Source organism: Streptomyces sp. NBC_00988, from assembly GCF_045162645.1.
Classification (GTDB): Bacteria; Actinomycetota; Actinomycetes; order Streptomycetales; family Streptomycetaceae; genus Streptomyces.
Genome location: NZ_CP108730.1, coordinates 4,701,590 through 4,719,022, shown reverse-complemented (window position 1 = coordinate 4,719,022; position 17,433 = coordinate 4,701,590). Strand labels below are relative to the sequence as shown.

The following is a 17,433-nucleotide window of genomic DNA, read 5'->3' as shown; positions in this document are numbered from 1 at the left end:
CAGGACACAGAGAGCTCCCGTGCGGCGCCCGCGCCCCGGACGGCGGCACCGCGCAACGCGCGAGCCGCGGACGTCACCGGCATCCCTGCCGGACCAGGCGCGGCGCCCGGGAGCCTGACGGGAGAAACGCCCGCATGCTCGAACCGACCGAACCCACCGAGGGTTCCGAACTCAACACCCCGAGCGACACGCTGCCGCCGCGCCGCAGGCGCCGCGCCGCGTCTCGCCCAGCGGGACCGCCGACCGCCGCCGAGGGCGCGGTCGAGAACAGCGCTCCGGCCATACCGGCCGAGGTGAGCGACGAGAAGCAGGACGAGAGCGTCCAGGTCAGCGCGCCCATTGAGGCCGCTGTGACCGAGGTGGCTGCCGAGGCTCCTGCTGCCACAGAGGAAGCCGCGCCTGCCGGGCGTACGCGTCGGCGTGCCACTCGGCGGGTGTCCGCGCCCGCCGGTGCGCCCGAGGCGAATGAGGTGCCCGAGGCGGCCGAGATCGTGGTGCCGGCCGTTGCCGCCGCCGCGCCTGCCGCCGTAGAGGAAGACGCGGCGCCTGCCGTGTCCGACGAGGATGCCGCTCCGCGGCGCGGCCGTCGTCGTGCCACGCGCCGGGTGACCGCGCCCGAGACCGTTGCCCCGGCTGCTGTGACCGAGCCGGTGGAGGAGCCCGAGGCCGCGCCTGTCGTCGCCGAGGCGCCCGCCGTCGTAGAGGCCGTCGTGGAGGAAGAGGCTGCTGCGCCTGCTGGGCGTACGCGCCGTCGTGCTACTCGGCGGGTGTCCGCGCCTGCCGGTGCGACCGAGACCGCTGAGGTTGTCGAGAGTGCTGAAGCCACCGCAGTGACCGAAGAAGTGACCGAAGGTTCCGCGGCTGCCGCGTCCGATGAGGATGCCGGGCCGCGTCGGAGCCGTCGTCGCGCCACGCGCCGTGTGTCCGCGCCTGCCGGGACGCCCGTGGGCGAGGAGGCCCCTGTGAACGACGAGACCACCGCGGACGCCGCGGAGACGAACACCCCTGCCGAGGCTCCCGCCGAGGACTCCGGGCCGCGACGTCGGCGCCGGGCCGTGCGGACCGCCGCCGGCGGGTTCTCCGCGCCCGCGCCCAAGAACGGGAACAGTGCCGAGGAGGAGGACGGACCGCGTCGTCCGAGGCGGCCCGCCGTGGCCGTGTTCCAGGCGCCCGTCTTCACCGAGCCGATGTTCCAGACCCCGGAGCGGGCCGCCGCTGCCGCGGCCGCCGAGGCCGTGGAGGACGACGAGGAAGAGATCGTCGTCGTAGCGGAGCCCGTCGCGGTGGAGGTCGTCGAGGAGGAGACCGGCGGGCGTCGTCGGCGTCGTCGCCGGGGTGCCGCCTTCGAGGCCGAGCCCGAGGCGCCCGCCGTCGTCGAGGCCCTCGTCGTGGAGGAGGAGGCCGACGAGGCCGAGGACTCCGCCGACGGTGACGAGGCCGAGGAGACCGGTTCGCGCCGCCGCCGTCGGCGTGGTGGCCGGCGTCGTCGCCGTGGCGAGTCCGCCACCGGTGAGGACGAGGGCGACGACAACGAGGAGTACGCCGCCGAGCAGGCCGCGCAGGACTCCGAGGACACCGCCGAGCAGGTCGAGGAGGACGCCGAGGAGGCGGACGACGACCAGGGCGGTTCCGGGTCGAGCAGCAGCCGTCGTAGGCGCCGTCGGCGTCGTCGCGCCGGTGACTCGGGCGGCGAGAGCGAGACGCCCGCGTCGGCCGACGATCCCGAGCGCACCGTCGTCAAGGTCCGCGAGCCGCGCGCCAAGAAGGACGAGCACCCCAGCGACGAGGTGCAGTCCATCAAGGGCTCGACGCGGCTTGAGGCCAAGAAGCAGCGCCGCCGTGAAGGCCGCGAGCAGGGGCGCCGGCGCGTCCCGATCATCACCGAGGCGGAGTTCCTGGCCCGCCGCGAGGCCGTCGAGCGCGTGATGGTCGTCCGGCAGAGCGGTGAGCGCACGCAGATCGGCGTCCTGGAGGACGGCGTGCTCGTCGAGCACTACGTCAACAAGGAGCAGTCGACCTCGTACGTCGGCAACGTCTACCTGGGCAAGGTCCAGAACGTGCTGCCCTCGATGGAGGCCGCCTTCATCGACATCGGCAAGGGACGCAACGCCGTCCTGTACGCCGGTGAGGTCAACTTCGAGGCGCTCGGCATGGCCAACGGGCCGCGCCGCATCGAGTCCGCCCTGAAGTCCGGCCAGTCGGTCCTCGTGCAGGTCACCAAGGACCCGATCGGGCACAAGGGCGCGCGTCTGACCAGCCAGGTCTCCCTCCCGGGGCGCTACCTCGTGTACGTCCCCGAGGGCTCCATGACCGGCATCAGCCGCAAGCTGCCCGACACCGAGCGGGCCCGGCTGAAGACCATCCTCAAGAAGATCGTCCCCGAGGACGCGGGCGTCATCGTGCGCACCGCCGCCGAGGGCGCGAGCGAGGACGAGCTGAGCCGCGACGTCGAGCGGCTGCAGGCGCAGTGGGAGGACATCCAGAAGAAGGCGAAGAGCGGCGGCGGCTCGAACGCGCCGACTCTGCTGTACGGCGAGCCGGACATGACCGTCCGCGTCGTGCGCGACATCTTCAACGAGGACTTCACCAAGGTCATCGTCAGCGGCGACGAGGCGTGGGACACCATCCACGGCTACGTCGCGCACGTCGCCCCCGACCTCGCCGACCGGCTCTCCCGCTGGACCTCCGAGGTCGACGTCTTCGCGACGTACCGCATCGACGAGCAGCTGATGAAGGCGCTGGACCGCAAGGTCTGGCTGCCCAGCGGCGGTTCGCTGGTCATCGACAAGACCGAAGCGATGATCGTGATCGACGTCAACACCGGCAAGTTCACCGGTCAGGGCGGCAACCTCGAAGAGACCGTGACCAGGAACAACCTGGAGGCGGCCGAGGAGATCGTGCGCCAGCTGCGGCTGCGCGACCTGGGCGGCATCGTCGTCATCGACTTCATCGACATGGTCCTGGAGTCCAACCGGGACCTGGTCCTGCGGCGCCTGCTCGAATGCCTGGGCCGCGACCGTACGAAGCACCAGGTCGCCGAGGTCACCTCGCTGGGCCTGGTCCAGATGACCCGCAAGCGCGTCGGACAGGGCCTGCTGGAGTCCTTCTCCGAGACTTGCGTCCACTGCAACGGCCGCGGTGTCATTGTGCACATGGAGCAGCCGACCTCGGTCGGTGGCGGCGGCAAGCGCAAGCGGCGCGGGCGCGGTGGTGACGGGAACGGACAGGACGTCCACGACACCCACGAGCACGACCACGAGCACGACGTGGCCGACGACGAGGTCGAGACCGAGGCCGAGGTGGCCGCCGAGGTCGCCACGCCGGTTCCGTTCGCCGAGCCCGAGTTCCGGCCCGACGAGGACCTGTACAGCAGCGCCGCCGAGGCGGAGGCCGCGGCCACCCGCGGTGGGCGTTCGCGGCGCCGGACGAGCCGGCGGGCGTCGGCTCCGGCCGGTGCGCCGAGGGGCGAGCGGCAGTCGCGCGAGGTGCGTGAGGAGGCCGAGCCGGCCGCCGTCGCGCAGGCCGAGCCCGTCGCCGTGGAGGACCCGGTCGTCGAGGCTCCCGTCGTTCAGGAGGCCCCGGTGTCCGCGCCGGCCGTCGAGGCTCCGGTCGTCGACGATGCCGCGCCCAAGGGGCGTACGCGCCGTCGTGCGACCCGTAAGGCGACCGCGCCCGCCGGTTCGCCGGCCGGGTCCGAGGAGGCCGCCGTCGTGATGGTCACCGAGGCCGCCGCGCCGGTCGTCGTCGAGGCGCCCGCGCCCGTCGAGCAGCCCGAGGCGCCCGTCGAGAGCGCGGCTCCGGCCCGCCCCCGGCGTCGTGCCGTGCGCAAGGCGACCGCGCCCACCGCGTCCGAGGAGGCGGCCGTGACGGTCGTACCGTCGGCCGTGGTGGAGGAAGCGCCGGTCGCCGAGGCCGAGGTCGAGGCGGACGCTCCGGCCAAGAAGACGGCCGCTCGCAAGGCGGCCAAGAAGGCCCCGGCGAAGAAGGTGGTCGCCAAGAAGACGGCGGCCACCAAGACCGCGGCCAAGAAGACGGCCGCTAAGAAGACGACGGCCAAGAAGGCCGCCAAGACCACGTCGAAGAAGACCGCGGCGGCGGAGCAGACGAACCCGTCCTCCGTCACCGCCTCCACCGACGAGGGCTGAACCCCGGGTGGGTGCGGCTGGTCCATGTGACCAGTCGCACTCCCCACCGGGCCCGGTTTGACCCGTTCGGCTGCGGCCCCGTAACCTTGACTGTCGGCGTGTCCACTGGTGACACGCCACATCCCCGTAAACCTCTTCCTCCCGGGCGTGTTCCGCCGGGAGAGGCCGTCTGCTCTGCAGGGCGGCTGGACTGCGGGGGTGCCGTCCCTGAGCTAGAGAGTGAGATCAGCGTGTACGCCATCGTGCGCAGCGGTGGTCGCCAGCACAAGGTTGCTGTCGGCGACATCGTTGAGGTTGACAAGATTTCCACTGCCAAGGTTGGCGACACGGTCGAGCTCTCGACCCTGCTCGTTGTCGACGGCGACGCTGTGACCAGCGACCCGTGGGTGCTGGCCGGCATCAAGGTCCAGGCCGAGATCGTGGACCACCACAAGGGCGTCAAGATCGACATCCTTCGCTACAAGAACAAGACCGGCTACCGCCGTCGTCAGGGCCACCGCCAGCAGTACACGGCGATCAAGGTCACTGAGATCCCCGCGGCTGCGAAGTAAGGGACTGAGGAGACATGGCACACAAGAAGGGCGCATCGTCCACCCGGAACGGTCGCGACTCCAATGCCCAGCGGCTCGGCGTGAAGCGCTTCGGCGGTCAGGTCGTCAACGCTGGTGAGATCCTGGTCCGCCAGCGCGGCACCCACTTCCACCCCGGTTCGGGCGTCGGCCGTGGCGGCGACGACACGCTGTTCGCGCTGAACGCCGGTGCGGTGGAGTTCGGTACCCACCGTGGCCGCAAGGTCGTGAACATCGTTCCGGTCGCCTGAGGCACCTGAACGGAAGCTTTCGCGAGGCGGACCTCACTTCCCGTACGGGAAGCGGGTCCGCCTTTCGCGTGTTTCTACTGGTAGGGCAACACCTGGCTGACAGCACCTGGCTGTAGCCACAAGACTTTCCTGTACGTAACTGGAGGCACATCCCATGACCACCTTCGTGGACCGCGTCGAGCTGCATGTCGCCGCGGGTAACGGAGGCCACGGCTGTGCCTCCGTCCACCGTGAGAAGTTCAAGCCGCTCGGCGGCCCGGACGGCGGCAACGGCGGAAGGGGTGGGGATGTCATCCTCATCGTCGACCAGTCCGTGACCACGCTGCTCGACTACCACCACTCCCCGCACCGCAAGGCCACCAACGGCAAGCCCGGCGAGGGCGGCAACCGCTCCGGCAAGGACGGCACGGACCTGGTCCTGCCGGTGCCGGACGGCACGGTCGTGATGGACGGCGCGGGCAACGTGCTCGCCGACCTGGTCGGCCACGGCACGTCGTACATCGCCGCGCAGGGAGGCCGGGGCGGCCTCGGCAACGCGGCGCTGTCCTCGGCCCGCCGCAAGGCGCCGGGCTTCGCACTCCTCGGCGTCCCCGGTGACCTCCAGGACATCGTCCTGGAGCTGAAGACGGTCGCCGACGTGGCCCTGGTCGGTTACCCGAGCGCCGGCAAGTCCTCGCTGATCTCCGTGCTGAGCGCGGCCAAGCCGAAGATCGCCGACTACCCGTTCACGACCCTGGTCCCGAACCTCGGCGTGGTGACGGCCGGCGAGACGGTCTACACGATCGCCGACGTGCCCGGCCTCATCCCCGGCGCGAGCCAGGGCAAGGGCCTCGGCCTGGAGTTCCTGCGTCACGTGGAGCGCTGCAGCGTACTCGTGCACATCCTGGACACGGCGACGCTGGAGTCCGAGCGCGACCCGATCTCCGACCTCGACACGATCGAGGAGGAGCTGAAGCAGTACGGCGGTCTCGACCGCCGTCCGCGCATGGTCGTCCTCAACAAGATCGACGTACCGGACGGCAAGGACCTCGCCGAGATGGTGCGGCCGGACCTGGAGTCCCGCGGCTACCGCGTCTTCGAGGTGTCGGCGGTGGCGCACACGGGACTGCGTGAACTCTCCTTCGCGCTCGCGGAGTTGATCGCCGCGTCGCGTGCCGCCAAGCCGCAGGAGGAGGCGACCCGGATCGTCATCCGCCCGAAGGCGGTCGACGACAGCGGCTTCACCGTCGTACAGGAGGAGGACGGCCTCTTCCGCGTGCGCGGCGAGAAGCCCGAACGCTGGGTCCGCCAGACCGACTTCAGCAACGACGAGGCCGTCGGCTACCTCGCCGACCGCCTCAACCGCCTCGGCGTGGAGCAGTCCCTGATGAAGGCGGGCGCCCGCTCCGGCGACGGCGTCGCGATCGGCCCCGAGGACAACGCGGTCGTCTTCGACTGGGAGCCGACGGTGATGGCCGGCGCGGAGATGCTCGGCCGCCGCGGCGAGGACCACCGCTTCGAGGCCCCGCGCCCGGCGGCACAGCGCCGCCGCGACAACCAGGCCGAGCGGGACGATGTGACCCAGGAGTTCAACGACTTCAAGCCGTTCTGAGGGGGGGGCGCGGCGCGGCTTCCGGGCGACCGGAGTTGTGCGGTGCCTGTCTGGCGGGCGGGGTGATCGTGCGGTTCGGCGGGTTGAGTGTCCGCCGGGCCGGATGATTGCGCGGCTTGGCGAGGTGACTGTTCGCCGGGCGCGATGATTGCGCGGCCGGCGGGGTGACTGTCCGCCGGGTGCGGTGATCGGCCGTGCGGTGGGATGGCTACGTGTGCGTGGTGATCGTCCGTCCCGTGCGGTGGCCACGTGCTGGGCGTGGTGATCCGCCGTCCGGTGTGGCGTCCGGTCGTGAGCCGTGGCGGCTGCTTGTTCGGTGGGGTGGCCGTCCGTCTGGTGTGGCGACCGCCTGTCCGGCGCGACCGCCTTCCGGTTTGGCGAGGTGACTGTCCGCTGGGTGCGGTGATCAGTTGGCCGGCGGGGTGGGCACTTGCCCGGTCCGGTGGCTGTGCGCTCGCGTGGCCGCTGCCTGTTTCTGGTGCGGTGGTTGTCCGGTGTGGTGAGTTGATCGTTCGTCAGTCGTGCCGGCTGTCCGGCGCGGTGTGACGGCTGCTCGGCTGGCGCGCCGGCCGCTTGCTCCGCGCGGTGGTTGTCCGTTCGGCGTGGTGGCCGCTTGCCCGGTGTGGCGGCTGTCTGTCCGGTGTGCTGGTCGTCTGGCTTGGTGAGGTGACTGTCTGCCGGGTGCGGTGATTTGTTGTCCGGCGGGATGAACCGCACGTCCGGTGCCGGTGGTTGTCCGTTCGGCGTGGTGGCCGCTTGCCCGGTGTGGCGGCTGTCTGTCCGGTGTGCTGGTCGTCTGGCTTGGTGAGGTGACTGTCTGCCGGGTGCGGTGATTTGTTGTCCGGCGGAATGAACTACGCGTCCGGTGCCGGTGGTTGTCCGTTCGGGGTGGTGGCCGCCTGCCCTGTGCGGCGGCTGCCTGTCCGGTGTGCTGGTCGTCTGGCTTGGTGAGGTGACTGTCTGCCGGGTGCGGTGACTTGCCGTCCGACGGGACGAACTGCACGTCCGGTGCTGGTGGTTGTCCGTCCGGCGCGGTGGCCGCTTGCCCGGCGGGACGGCTGCGTCTCCGGCGTGACCGCTGCCTCTCCGGCGCGCCGGCCGTCCGCCCCGGCGAGGTGACCGCCCGTCAGGCGCGCCGGTCGTCCGGCTCGGCATGACGACCGGCGCGCCCCGCGCATCGCCCCCCCCGGCGTCGCTCCCCGTGTTGCGCACCCCGCACGTCGCTCACCGGCTCCCCGCCCCCGGGGTCACCATCGCACCCCGGGGTCACCACGCCCCCCGGGCAGCCCCCCGCCCCCCCTCGCTCCTCCGTCCGGCGTCAAGATCACCCGCCCCCGTGACCAACCTGGCCGAGACCCGTTGCTCTCGGAGTAACGGGTCTCTTGCTGTGCGCTCATTTGTCATGGACGCGATACTTACTGTTCAACAGGCGGGACTCCGCGCACTGTGAGGCTTCCAAGTGACCCAAGAGGCCAACGTCGCAAGGGAGTTCACCGATGACCGGAGCCGTATCACCCGATCGACGACGTTTTCTCGCGGCCGGTGCGGCGGTGCTCGGGGGCGCCGCTTCCGCTCAGCTCTGGCTGCCGACCTCCGCCCGGGCTGCCGAAACACCGTTGCCCGACGGGGTGTTCAGCCTCGGTATCGCCTCCGGGGACCCGCTGCCCGACGGCATCGTGCTGTGGACGCGGCTCGCCCCGGACCCGCTCAACGGGGGTGGGATGCCGGATCAGGTCGTCCCTGTGGAATGGGAGATCGCCGAGGACGCGCGGTTCAGAAAGCACGTGCGCCGCGGCATCGCGCCAGCCCGGTCCGAGTACGGGCACAGCGTTCACGTGGATGTACGGGGACTGCGGCCCGGCCGTGACTACTGGTACCGCTTCCGCGTCAGCGGGCAGATCTCCGCCACAGGCCGCACCCGCACCGCGCCCCATGCGAACAGCTCCGGCGGGCGGCTCCGCGTCGCGCTCGCCTCGTGCCAGAACTGGCAGAACGGCTACTTCACGCCGTACGCCGACATGCTGGCCCAGGACCCCGACTTCGTGCTCTTCGTCGGTGACTACATCTACGAGTCGGCGCCCTCGAACGCGGGGCCGCGTCGGCACGAGGGGACCGGGGAGCCGTACAGCCTCGTTCAATATCGCAATCGGTACGCGCAGTACCGGACCGACCCGGATCTGCTGGCCATGCACGCCAACACGCCCTGGGTCGTGACCTTCGACGACCACGAGGTCGACAACGACTGGGCGGGGGAGGTCCCGCAGGACCCCGACAAGCAGTCGCACGACGCGTTCGTCGCGCGGCTGACCGCGGCCTTCCAGGCGTACTACGAGCACATGCCGGTGCGCGCGAGCGCCGTACCGAACGGGCCGCACATCCAGATGTACCGGCGGCTCGAATTCGGCCGGCTGATGCGGCTCAACGTCCTCGACACCCGGCAGTTCCGCAGCGACCAGGCCACCACGCAGGCCGGCGCCGAGGATCCGGCGATGACGATGATGGGCGCCGAGCAGAAGGCATGGCTGCTGCACGGGCTGCGCCACTCGCCCGCCCGCTGGAACGTCATCGCCTCGCAGATCATGTTGGCCGAGACCGACATCCTGCTCGGCGCGGGCAAGCAGTGGTTCTACGACGCCTGGGACGGCTACCAGGTCGAACGCAACGCCCTGCTGGAGGACTTCAAGAGCGTCCGCAACCCGGTGGTGCTCAGCGGTGACCGCCATCTCACGATGATCAGCGATCTGAAAGAGGACTTCGCCGATCCGGACTCCGACGTCGTCGGCGCCGAGTTCGTGGGGACGTCCATCTCCAGCAACGGCGACCAGGACCAGGCCGCCTTCCACGCCCAGTGGGACCCGCTGATGGCGGACAACCCGCACTGGAAGGTGATCGACGCCCACCGCGGCTACCACCTGTTCGACATCCGCAAGGACGGCATCGACGCGCAGGTGAGAGTCGTGGACACCGTGCTGAAGCCCACGGCGACACCGAGCACGTACGCCTCACTCCGGGTGGAGTCGGACGACCCGGGCGTCAGCGTCGTATAGAAGTTTGTGAACCCTGTGTGGCGGGAGCCTGGGACTCATCTGTGTCCCAGGCTCCTCTCAGGGCAAACTCAGGAACAACTCTTACCGTCCGTTAACCATGGAGACGGATTGTATTAAGGAAGCGCTGCCCGTCGGGACCCGGCTGCTGCACATCGGCCCGCACAAGACCGGGACCACCGCCATCCAGGGCGCGCTCTTCGCCGCGAAGGACACGATGCCCGCGCACGGCGTCGACTTCCCCGCACACAGCAGGCACCCGATGGAAGCGGCCCTCGCCGCCTGCGCACGGCCCGCGATGATGGGCGACACCGTGCCCACCGACAAACACTGGACGCGTCTCCTCGACGCCGTGCGGGCCACCGGCGACCGCACCTCGGTGATCAGCAGCGAGTTCTTCGCCGACGCCCAGGACGACGAGACGCTGGCCAGGATCGTGGAACAGCTCGGCGGCGAGCGCGTGCACATCCTGATCACCCTGCGCCCGCTGGCGAGGATCATGCCCTCGCAGTGGCAGCAGTACGTGCAGAACGGCCTGCGCATGGGCTACGGCGACTGGCTGGAGCACATGCTCCGCAAGGCGCCCTACGAGCAGCCCAACCCCAGCTTCTGGCGCCGGCACCGGCACGACCGGCTCGTCGAGCGCTGGGCCCGGGTCGTCGGTCCGGAGCGGGTCACCGTCGTCGTGGTCGACGACAGCGACCGGGACGGGCTGCTGCGCACCTTCGAGACGCTGCTCGGACTGCCCGCGGATCTCCTGCGGCCGGTTCCGGACGCGGCGAACCGTTCTCTTACCCTTGCCGAGACCGAAATGCTGCGGAAGCTCAACGTGGAATTCCGCGGCAATGGGCTCCCCGACGAGCTGTATTCCAAGCTCGTGCGCAACGGCGCGGTCATGCATATGAAGAATGCGTGCAGCCCGACCCCGCAGGACGTGAAGATCACCACGCCCCAGTGGGCGGTCGAGGCCGCGGGCGCGATCGGTGCCGAGATGGCCGGGACGATCGCCGCCACGGGCGTACGGGTCGTAGGGGACACGGCGCTGCTGTCGGCCGTACCCGAGGCCGTGGGGAAGGCGTCCGGGGTGCCGCGGATCGCTCCCGAAGTGGCCGCGCAGGCGCTCTACGGGGCGCTCGCGGCGGCCGCCTCGGCGCCCGTGCGGCACAGTGCGCCGGCGAAGGCGCGGACGGTCCACCAGACGTCGTCGAAGGAACTCGTACGAGTTCTCGGTCACCGTTGTCTGAAGAAGCTGCGTCGCCGCTGAGCGCTGTCATCGCATGGTTACCTGCAGTGCAAGATGAATGACAGGTGTCGCGCACATATGCGGTGGAGGTCACTCGCCTTGCACTGCGGTAACCGTGAGTGGGACCATTTGCGAGTTCCCCCGTTGTCCCGAGGTAGGTCAAGGTCACCTGTGTCGCACATAGCCAAGCCCCGCACCACCGCAGTGATCCTGGCCGGCGGTACCGGCCAGCGGGTGGGTCTCTCGATCCCCAAGCAGCTGCTGAAGATCGCCGGCAAGGCAGTCATCGAGCACACTCTGACCACCTTCGAGAACGCCGACTCGATCGACGACATCATCGTCCTGATGGCGCCGGGCTACGTCCCGGACATCGAGAAGATCGTCGCCAAGGCCGGCTTCCAGAAGGTCACCCGGATCATCGAGGGCGGCTCGACGCGGAACGAGACCACCGAGCGTGCCATCGCCGCGCTCGGCGAGGGCCTGGCCGAGGGCGAGGACCGCAACGTCCTCTTCCACGACGCCGTGCGCCCCCTGCTCTCGCAGCGCGTGATCGACGACTGTGTGATCGCCCTGGAGCGCTTCCAGGCCGTGGACGTGGCCATCCCGTCCGCCGACACCATCATCGTGACCCGCACGCACGGCGACGACGGCGAGTTCATCACCGAGATCCCCGACCGCTCCCGGCTGCGCCGCGGCCAGACGCCCCAGGCGTTCAAGCTGTCCACGATCCGCCGCGCCTACGAGGTCGCTGCCGGGGACCCCAACTTCCAGGCCACGGACGACTGTTCGGTCGTGCTCAAGTACCTGCCGGACGTGCCGATCCACGTCGTCGCGGGCGACGAGTACAACATGAAGGTCACCCAGCCCGTCGACGTCTTCATCGCCGACAAGCTCTTCCAGCTCGCCTCCACGGCCGCCCCAGAGCAGGTCGACGAGGCCGCCTACCGCGAGCTGCTCACCGGTAAGACGCTGGTCGTCTTCGGCGGTTCGTACGGCATCGGCAAGGACATCGCCGAGGTCGCCGAGGGCTACGGCGCCACGGTGTACGCGCTGGGCCGCTCGACCACCGGCACGCACGTCGAGAACCCCGAGGAGGTCGACGACGCGCTGTCCAAGGCGTACGGCGAGACCGGGCGCATCGACTACGTCATCAACACCGCGGGCGTGCTGCGCATCGGCAAGCTGGCCGAGACGGACAACGCGACGATCGAGGAAGCGCTGAAGGTCAACTACCTGGCGCCCGTGCAGATCGCCCGTTCCGCGTACAAGTACCTGGCCGAGACCAAGGGCCAGCTGCTGCTCTACACCTCCAGCAGCTACACGCGCGGCCGTGCCGAGTACAGCCTGTACTCCTCGACCAAGGCCGCGATGGTCAACCTCACGCAGGCCCTGGCGGACGAGTGGGCCGGCGACAGCATCCGCGTGAACTGCATCAACCCGGAGCGCACCGCCACCCCGATGCGCACCAAGGCCTTCGGCCAGGAGCCCACGGGCACGCTGCTGTCCTCCGAGGCCGTGGCCCGCACCTCGCTCGACGTACTGCTGTCCGAGCTGACCGGCCATGTCATCGACGTCCGCCAGCAGGACCCGACGGCCGGCGCGGCCAAGGCCTCCGGCTTCGAGGCCGCCCTCGCCTCGGTCCTGGACGTCCAGGACGGCGTTTAATTAAGCCTGCTTCTGAGATCCCGGTAAATTACTCAAAACCCCCAAGAGCAGGTTTATCAGTGATTTCCACCGCTATTCGCGTGGCCCGGGTGGGCAGCGCGGCTGAGCTGGCCGCCGCCGTCCTCATGATCCTGGGATACCCGGCCCTCATGCTGGCCGCCCTCATCCCGAGCGTCCCCGCCTTCGCCGCCGCGGCCGTCGTGACGTACGTCGCGGACCACTATCTGCACCGCCAGGCCAGCTACCTGATCAACCGCCTCAGCAAGGTCAGAGCGGGCCTCTCCATCCGCTTCCTGATCCGCCAGCTGCTGCTGATCCTGCTGCTGGCCCGCATGGACCTCTCCGACAACCTCATCTTCTACGGCGCGATCGCCTGCTTCATCGCCTTCTACGGCCTCCAGGCCCCGCACGGCGCCGTCGTCACGCTGATCCGCAACCGCCGCCGGATGCCGGTCGCCACCCGCAACGTCGACCTCGGCTCGCGCATCCGCATCCCGGACGCCCCGAAGTTCGGCCTGCTGGAGCGCTCCGCCGAGAAGATGCTCCACCTCGACCTGTTCGCCGTCGTGGGCCTGCTGATCTCGGCCCAGCTCGACTCGGCCGTCGCGGGCTTCATCGGCATCGGCGTCACCCTGTTCCTGGGCAGCCTCTACGTCGGTGCGCTCCTGCCGTACATAAGGGGTACGAAGATCCCGCCGACCGCCGAGGTCATCCTCGAAGCCGTCGACGACTGGCTGCACGAGTACAAGCCGCAGACGGTGCTCTGCTTCTCCGGTTCCAAGGACTCGGCGTACCAGGTCAACATGTGGCTGGAGACCATGGAGCAGCTGGACACCCGGCCGCTGGTCCTGCTCCGCGAGCGCGTGATACTGCAGAGCCTCGCCCCGACCAAGGCCCCCGTCATCTGCGTGCCCGGCGGTGTGCACCTGATGAACATGGACCTGTCGAGCGTGCGCGTCGCGCTCTACGCGGCCAACGTCGGCAAGAACATCCACCTGCTGCGCGTCCCCACCATGAAGCACGTCTTCATCGGCCACGGCGACAGCGACAAGCTCGCCAGCGTCAACCCGTTCAGCAAGGTCTACGACGAGGTGTGGACTGCCGGCCGCGCGGGCCGCGACCGCTACGCCATCGCCGACGTCGGTGTCCGCGACGACGACATCGTCGAGGTCGGCCGCCCGCAGCTCGCCCCGATCCAGACCTGGCAGGGCGTGCCCGAGGGCCGTATCCCGACCGTGCTCTACGCCCCCACCTGGGAGGGCTGGGACAACGACCCCGGCAACACCTCCCTCCTCCTGGCCGGCGAGAACATCGTGAAGAAGCTGCTCAAGGCCGACCCGCCGGTGCGCGTCCTGTACAAGCCGCACCCCTTCACCGGCACCGTCAGCGCCGCGGCCGGCTCCGCGCACCGCAAGGTCACCGCCCTGGTCGAGAAGGCCGCGATCGAGCGCGCGAGCGACCCGCGCTTCCAGGCCGACGCGACCGCCCGGACCAAGGCCAAGGCCGACCTGGCCCGCATCGAGGCCCGGATCAGCGAACTGTCCGGCGGCCCCGCCGACAAGGGCGACGAGGCCGAGCTGACCCGTGACGGCGTGGTCGACCTGGCCAAGTACGAGGAGATCGCCCGGCTGCGCGCCGAGTGGAACGACGCGTACTGGACCTCCGTCGGCACCTTCGAGCACCGCGTCATCTCGGGCGCCGAGCCGCGCCTCTACGACTGCTTCAACGTGTCCGACGCGATGGTCTCCGACATCTCCAGCGTGGTCTCCGACTTCATCGCGAGCGGCAAGCCGTACGCGGTCACGGACTCCGCGAAGCTGGGCGTGGAGGAGTTCAAGCGGCAGAACACGGCGGTGCGCGCCGCGGTGATCCTGTCCAACAAGGCCGCGGAACTGGGCGAGTTGCTCGCTGCGGTCCGCACCCCGGACGCCGACCCGATGGCCGAGGACCGCAAGGAACTCAAGGAGTACCTGCTCGGCCCGGACGAGCCCACGTCGATCGAGCAGTTCAACACCGCGGTGGAGAACCTCGCGCTCAAGTCGGAGACGCGCAACGTCGGCCAGGAGCGGGCGGCGGCGAGCGGTGAGGCGGCGAGTCCGCCTTCGGCCGAGGCGCATCTGTCGGCGGACCCCACGGTCGGCTGACCTGCGCGAGTCAGTATTTGGTCAAGAAGGGCCCGGTTTTCGAGGAGTGATCCTCGAAAACCGGGCTCTTTTGCGTATCCCCTGCTGACGGAGGACAACCGATCCACTCAGTCGGCCGTCTTGTAGATGGCGATTCAATGGACAGAGGGGGGCGCGTGACCGTGACGCAGCCTGATGTGACCGTGGTCGTCGGGGCGTACGAGGCGATGCCGTACCTGGTCGAGTGCCTGCGCTCGGTCGAGGCGCAGACGCTGGACGCGGCCCGTATCGAGGTCATCGCCGTGGACGACGGTTCGACGGACGGCACGGGGGAGTACCTGGAGGAGTTCGCGGCCCGCGCCGCGACCCACGTCACGGTGATCCACCAGGAGAACTCCGGCGGCCCCAGCTCCCCGCGCAACGTCGGCCTCGGCAAGGCGAGCGGGCGCTACGTCTTCTTCCTCGACGCCGACGACCGGCTCGCCCCGGAGGCGCTGGAGCGCATGGTCGCGATGGCCGACCGCAACGGCACGGACGTGGTGCTCGGCAAGGTCGAGGGCATCAACCGCGTCCCGCCCAAGGCGGCGTGGGTCCAGACGCTGGAGCGCACCGACGTCTTCCACTCCAACATCAAGTTCACGCTGAGCGCCCAGAAGCTGTTCAGGCGGGCGCTGTTGGAGCGGCACAGCATGCGGTTCGACGAGTCGCTGTTCACCGGCGAGGACGCGCTGTTCACGATGGAGGCCTATCTCCGGGCCGACGGCGTCTCCGTCATCGCCGACCACACCTGCTACTACCTGGTGGGCCGCGACGACGGCAAACACGTGACGAAGAGCGGGAGTTACACCCTGCGCTTCGACTCCGCGCGCGCGTTGATGAACCTCATCGCGGAGATGGTCCCGCCGGGCGTGGAGCGCGACAAGCTGATGGTCCGCCCGTTCCTGGTCACCCTGCTCCCGCAGTTCGGCCCGAAGTACCTCAAGGACACCGAGCAGGTACGCCGCCACAAGTTCGAGCTCGCCAAGCCGCTGATGACCGCCCACTGGACACCCGAGGTGGCCGTACGCCTCAAGGTCGACGAACGGCTGCGCCTGCAGTTGGTGGCCGAGGAATGCCCCGAACTCCTCCTGGACGTCGTGGAGTTCGTGCGGTCGAAGCAACGTCCCGCTGGGGTGGTGGAGAAGCGGGGGCGCCGGGTGTACCTGGCGTATCCGCACTTCCGCTCCGGGGACGCGGGGTTGCCTGATTCCCTCTACCTGGCCGAACCCCGCGAGGCCCGCGGGGTGGAGGGGTACCGGGAGGGGACGGCGAGCGCGTTCCTCCGCCGGGTGACGCGGAAGGTACGGCGAGTGCTGAGGTGAGCCGGCCGAGTTCCCAGTGCGGCCCGGTGGGGGCCGGCGTGACCAGCCACGGCGCACCCGCACTCTGAACTCGATCGGCGACCTCATGTCCCTGTCCGGGACCTGGACCGATGTGCGGAGGGCGATCCGGTTCGCGTAGATTGCCGCGCGGGCAGCCGAACCTAGGCGAGGGGAAGTCCGCACGTGGCAGGGGCAAGGCAGGCCGTGACCGAGGCCCGCAGGATCGTCGTCAAGGTGGGCTCATCCTCGCTGACCACCGCGGCCGGCGGCCTCGACGCCGACCGGGTCGACGCACTCGTCGACGTCCTCGCCAAGAGCCGCAGCGGGGGAGAGAAGGAAGTCGTCCTCGTCTCCTCCGGTGCCATCGCCGCCGGACTCGCCCCGCTCGGACTGCGCCGCCGTCCCAAGGACCTGGCCCGTCAGCAGGCCGCCGCCAGCGTGGGACAGGGTCTCCTCGTGGCGCGCTACACCGCCTCCTTCGCCCGTTACGGCATCCGCGTCGGACAGGTGCTGCTCACCTCCGACGACATGAGCCGCCGTTCCCACCACCGCAACGCCTCCCGCACCCTCGACAAGCTCCTCGCCATGGGCGCCCTCCCTATCGTCAACGAGAACGACACCGTCGCCACGGACGAGATCCGCTTCGGCGACAACGACCGGCTCGCCGCCCTCGTCGCCCACCTCGTCCACGCCGACCTGCTGGTCCTCCTCTCCGACATCGACGGCGTCTACGACGGCGACCCCAGCCGGCCCGGCACCTCGCGGATAGCGGAAGTCCGGGGACCCGCCGACCTCGCGCACGTCGAGATCGGCAGCGCGGGCAAGGCCGGCGTCGGCACCGGCGGCATGGTCACCAAGGTCGAGGCCGCGCGGATCGCCGCCGCCGCCGGTATCCCCGTCGTACTGACCAGCGCGGTCCACGCGGCCGACGCGCTCACCGGCGGCGACACGGGCACGTACTTCCACGCCACCGGCAAACGTTCCGCGGACCGGCTGCTCTGGCTCCAGCACGCGTCCACCCCGCAGGGCTCGTTGACGCTCGACGACGGTGCCGTGCGTGCGGTCGTCCAGCGCCGGATGTCGCTGCTGCCGGCCGGGATCGCCGCCGTCGAGGGCGAGTTCAGCGCGGGCGACCCCGTCGAACTCCGGGACGCCGAAGGGCACCCGGTCGCCCGGGGTCTCGTCAACTTCGACGCCAAGGAGATCCCCCAGCTGATCGGCCGCTCCACCAGGGAACTGGCGCGGGAGCTGGGACCGTCGTACGAGAGGGAAGTCGTGCACAGGGACGACCTGGTGATCCTGCACCCGTAGAACGACCGAAGCGTCCGCCCCGGGCCCGCGGTCGAAAAGAGCGGGAACGCCCGCCCCGGGCGACAGCCGTGAGGTGGACCTTCCGTAAAAGCGCCACGCGGACGCCTTCGGCCTGCTCAACTTTGTCTCG

10 protein-coding genes are annotated in these 17,433 nt (G+C 70.0%); all 10 read left to right on the top strand.

Annotation, left to right across the window (positions count from 1 at the left end):
• Positions 1–134 precede the first annotated feature (134 nt).
• Complete coding sequence (locus OG496_RS21455; RefSeq protein ID WP_405972023.1) at positions 135–4,145, top strand: Rne/Rng family ribonuclease; 4,011 nt, start codon at positions 135–137, stop codon at positions 4,143–4,145.
• 230 nt (positions 4,146–4,375) lie between these two features.
• On the top strand, positions 4,376–4,696 hold the full coding sequence (gene rplU / locus OG496_RS21450) for a 50S ribosomal protein L21 (protein WP_006374708.1): 321 nt from the start codon (positions 4,376–4,378) through the stop codon (positions 4,694–4,696).
• A gap of 14 nt (positions 4,697–4,710) precedes the next feature.
• Positions 4,711–4,965 (top strand): 50S ribosomal protein L27, encoded by a 255-nt coding sequence (gene rpmA, locus OG496_RS21445; RefSeq protein ID WP_019063244.1) that lies wholly within the window; start codon positions 4,711–4,713, stop codon positions 4,963–4,965.
• 154 nt (positions 4,966–5,119) lie between these two features.
• Entirely contained in the window at positions 5,120–6,556 is a 1,437-nt protein-coding gene (gene obgE, locus OG496_RS21440) for a GTPase ObgE (RefSeq protein ID WP_405972022.1), read from the top strand.
• Between the two features lie 1,496 nt (positions 6,557–8,052).
• Positions 8,053–9,603 (top strand): alkaline phosphatase D family protein, encoded by a 1,551-nt coding sequence (locus OG496_RS21435; RefSeq protein WP_405972021.1) that lies wholly within the window; start codon positions 8,053–8,055, stop codon positions 9,601–9,603.
• Positions 9,604–9,700: 97 nt separating this feature from the next.
• Positions 9,701–10,864 (top strand): hypothetical protein, encoded by a 1,164-nt coding sequence (locus OG496_RS21430; protein ID WP_405972020.1) that lies wholly within the window; start codon positions 9,701–9,703, stop codon positions 10,862–10,864.
• A 150-nt stretch (positions 10,865–11,014) separates the two neighbouring features.
• Positions 11,015–12,508, top strand: a complete 1,494-nt coding sequence (locus OG496_RS21425) for an SDR family NAD(P)-dependent oxidoreductase (protein WP_405972019.1) — start codon at positions 11,015–11,017, stop codon at positions 12,506–12,508.
• Between the two features lie 59 nt (positions 12,509–12,567).
• Positions 12,568–14,652 carry a hypothetical protein gene (locus OG496_RS21420; protein WP_405972018.1) on the top strand — a complete coding sequence of 695 codons (2,085 nt, stop codon included), beginning with the start codon at positions 12,568–12,570 and terminating at the stop codon, positions 14,650–14,652.
• Between the two features lie 155 nt (positions 14,653–14,807).
• Complete coding sequence (locus OG496_RS21415; RefSeq protein ID WP_405972017.1) at positions 14,808–15,992, top strand: glycosyltransferase family 2 protein; 1,185 nt, start codon at positions 14,808–14,810, stop codon at positions 15,990–15,992.
• A 204-nt stretch (positions 15,993–16,196) separates the two neighbouring features.
• Complete coding sequence (proB, locus tag OG496_RS21410; protein WP_366491372.1) at positions 16,197–17,303, top strand: glutamate 5-kinase; 1,107 nt, start codon at positions 16,197–16,199, stop codon at positions 17,301–17,303.
• Positions 17,304–17,433: the final 130 nt, after the last annotated feature.

What these genes read in the sequence shown, in the direction of transcription:
- OG496_RS21455 (WP_405972023.1), top strand. Translation starts at nt 135, where the DNA reads ATGCTCGAACCGACCGAACCCACCGAGGGTTCCGAACTCAACACCCCG.
- rpmA (WP_019063244.1), top strand. Translation starts at nt 4,711, where the DNA reads ATGGCACACAAGAAGGGCGCATCGTCCACCCGGAACGGTCGCGACTCC.
- obgE (WP_405972022.1), top strand. Translation starts at nt 5,120, where the DNA reads ATGACCACCTTCGTGGACCGCGTCGAGCTGCATGTCGCCGCGGGTAAC.
- OG496_RS21435 (WP_405972021.1), top strand. Translation starts at nt 8,053, where the DNA reads ATGACCGGAGCCGTATCACCCGATCGACGACGTTTTCTCGCGGCCGGT.
- OG496_RS21430 (WP_405972020.1), top strand. Translation starts at nt 9,701, where the DNA reads ATGGAGACGGATTGTATTAAGGAAGCGCTGCCCGTCGGGACCCGGCTG.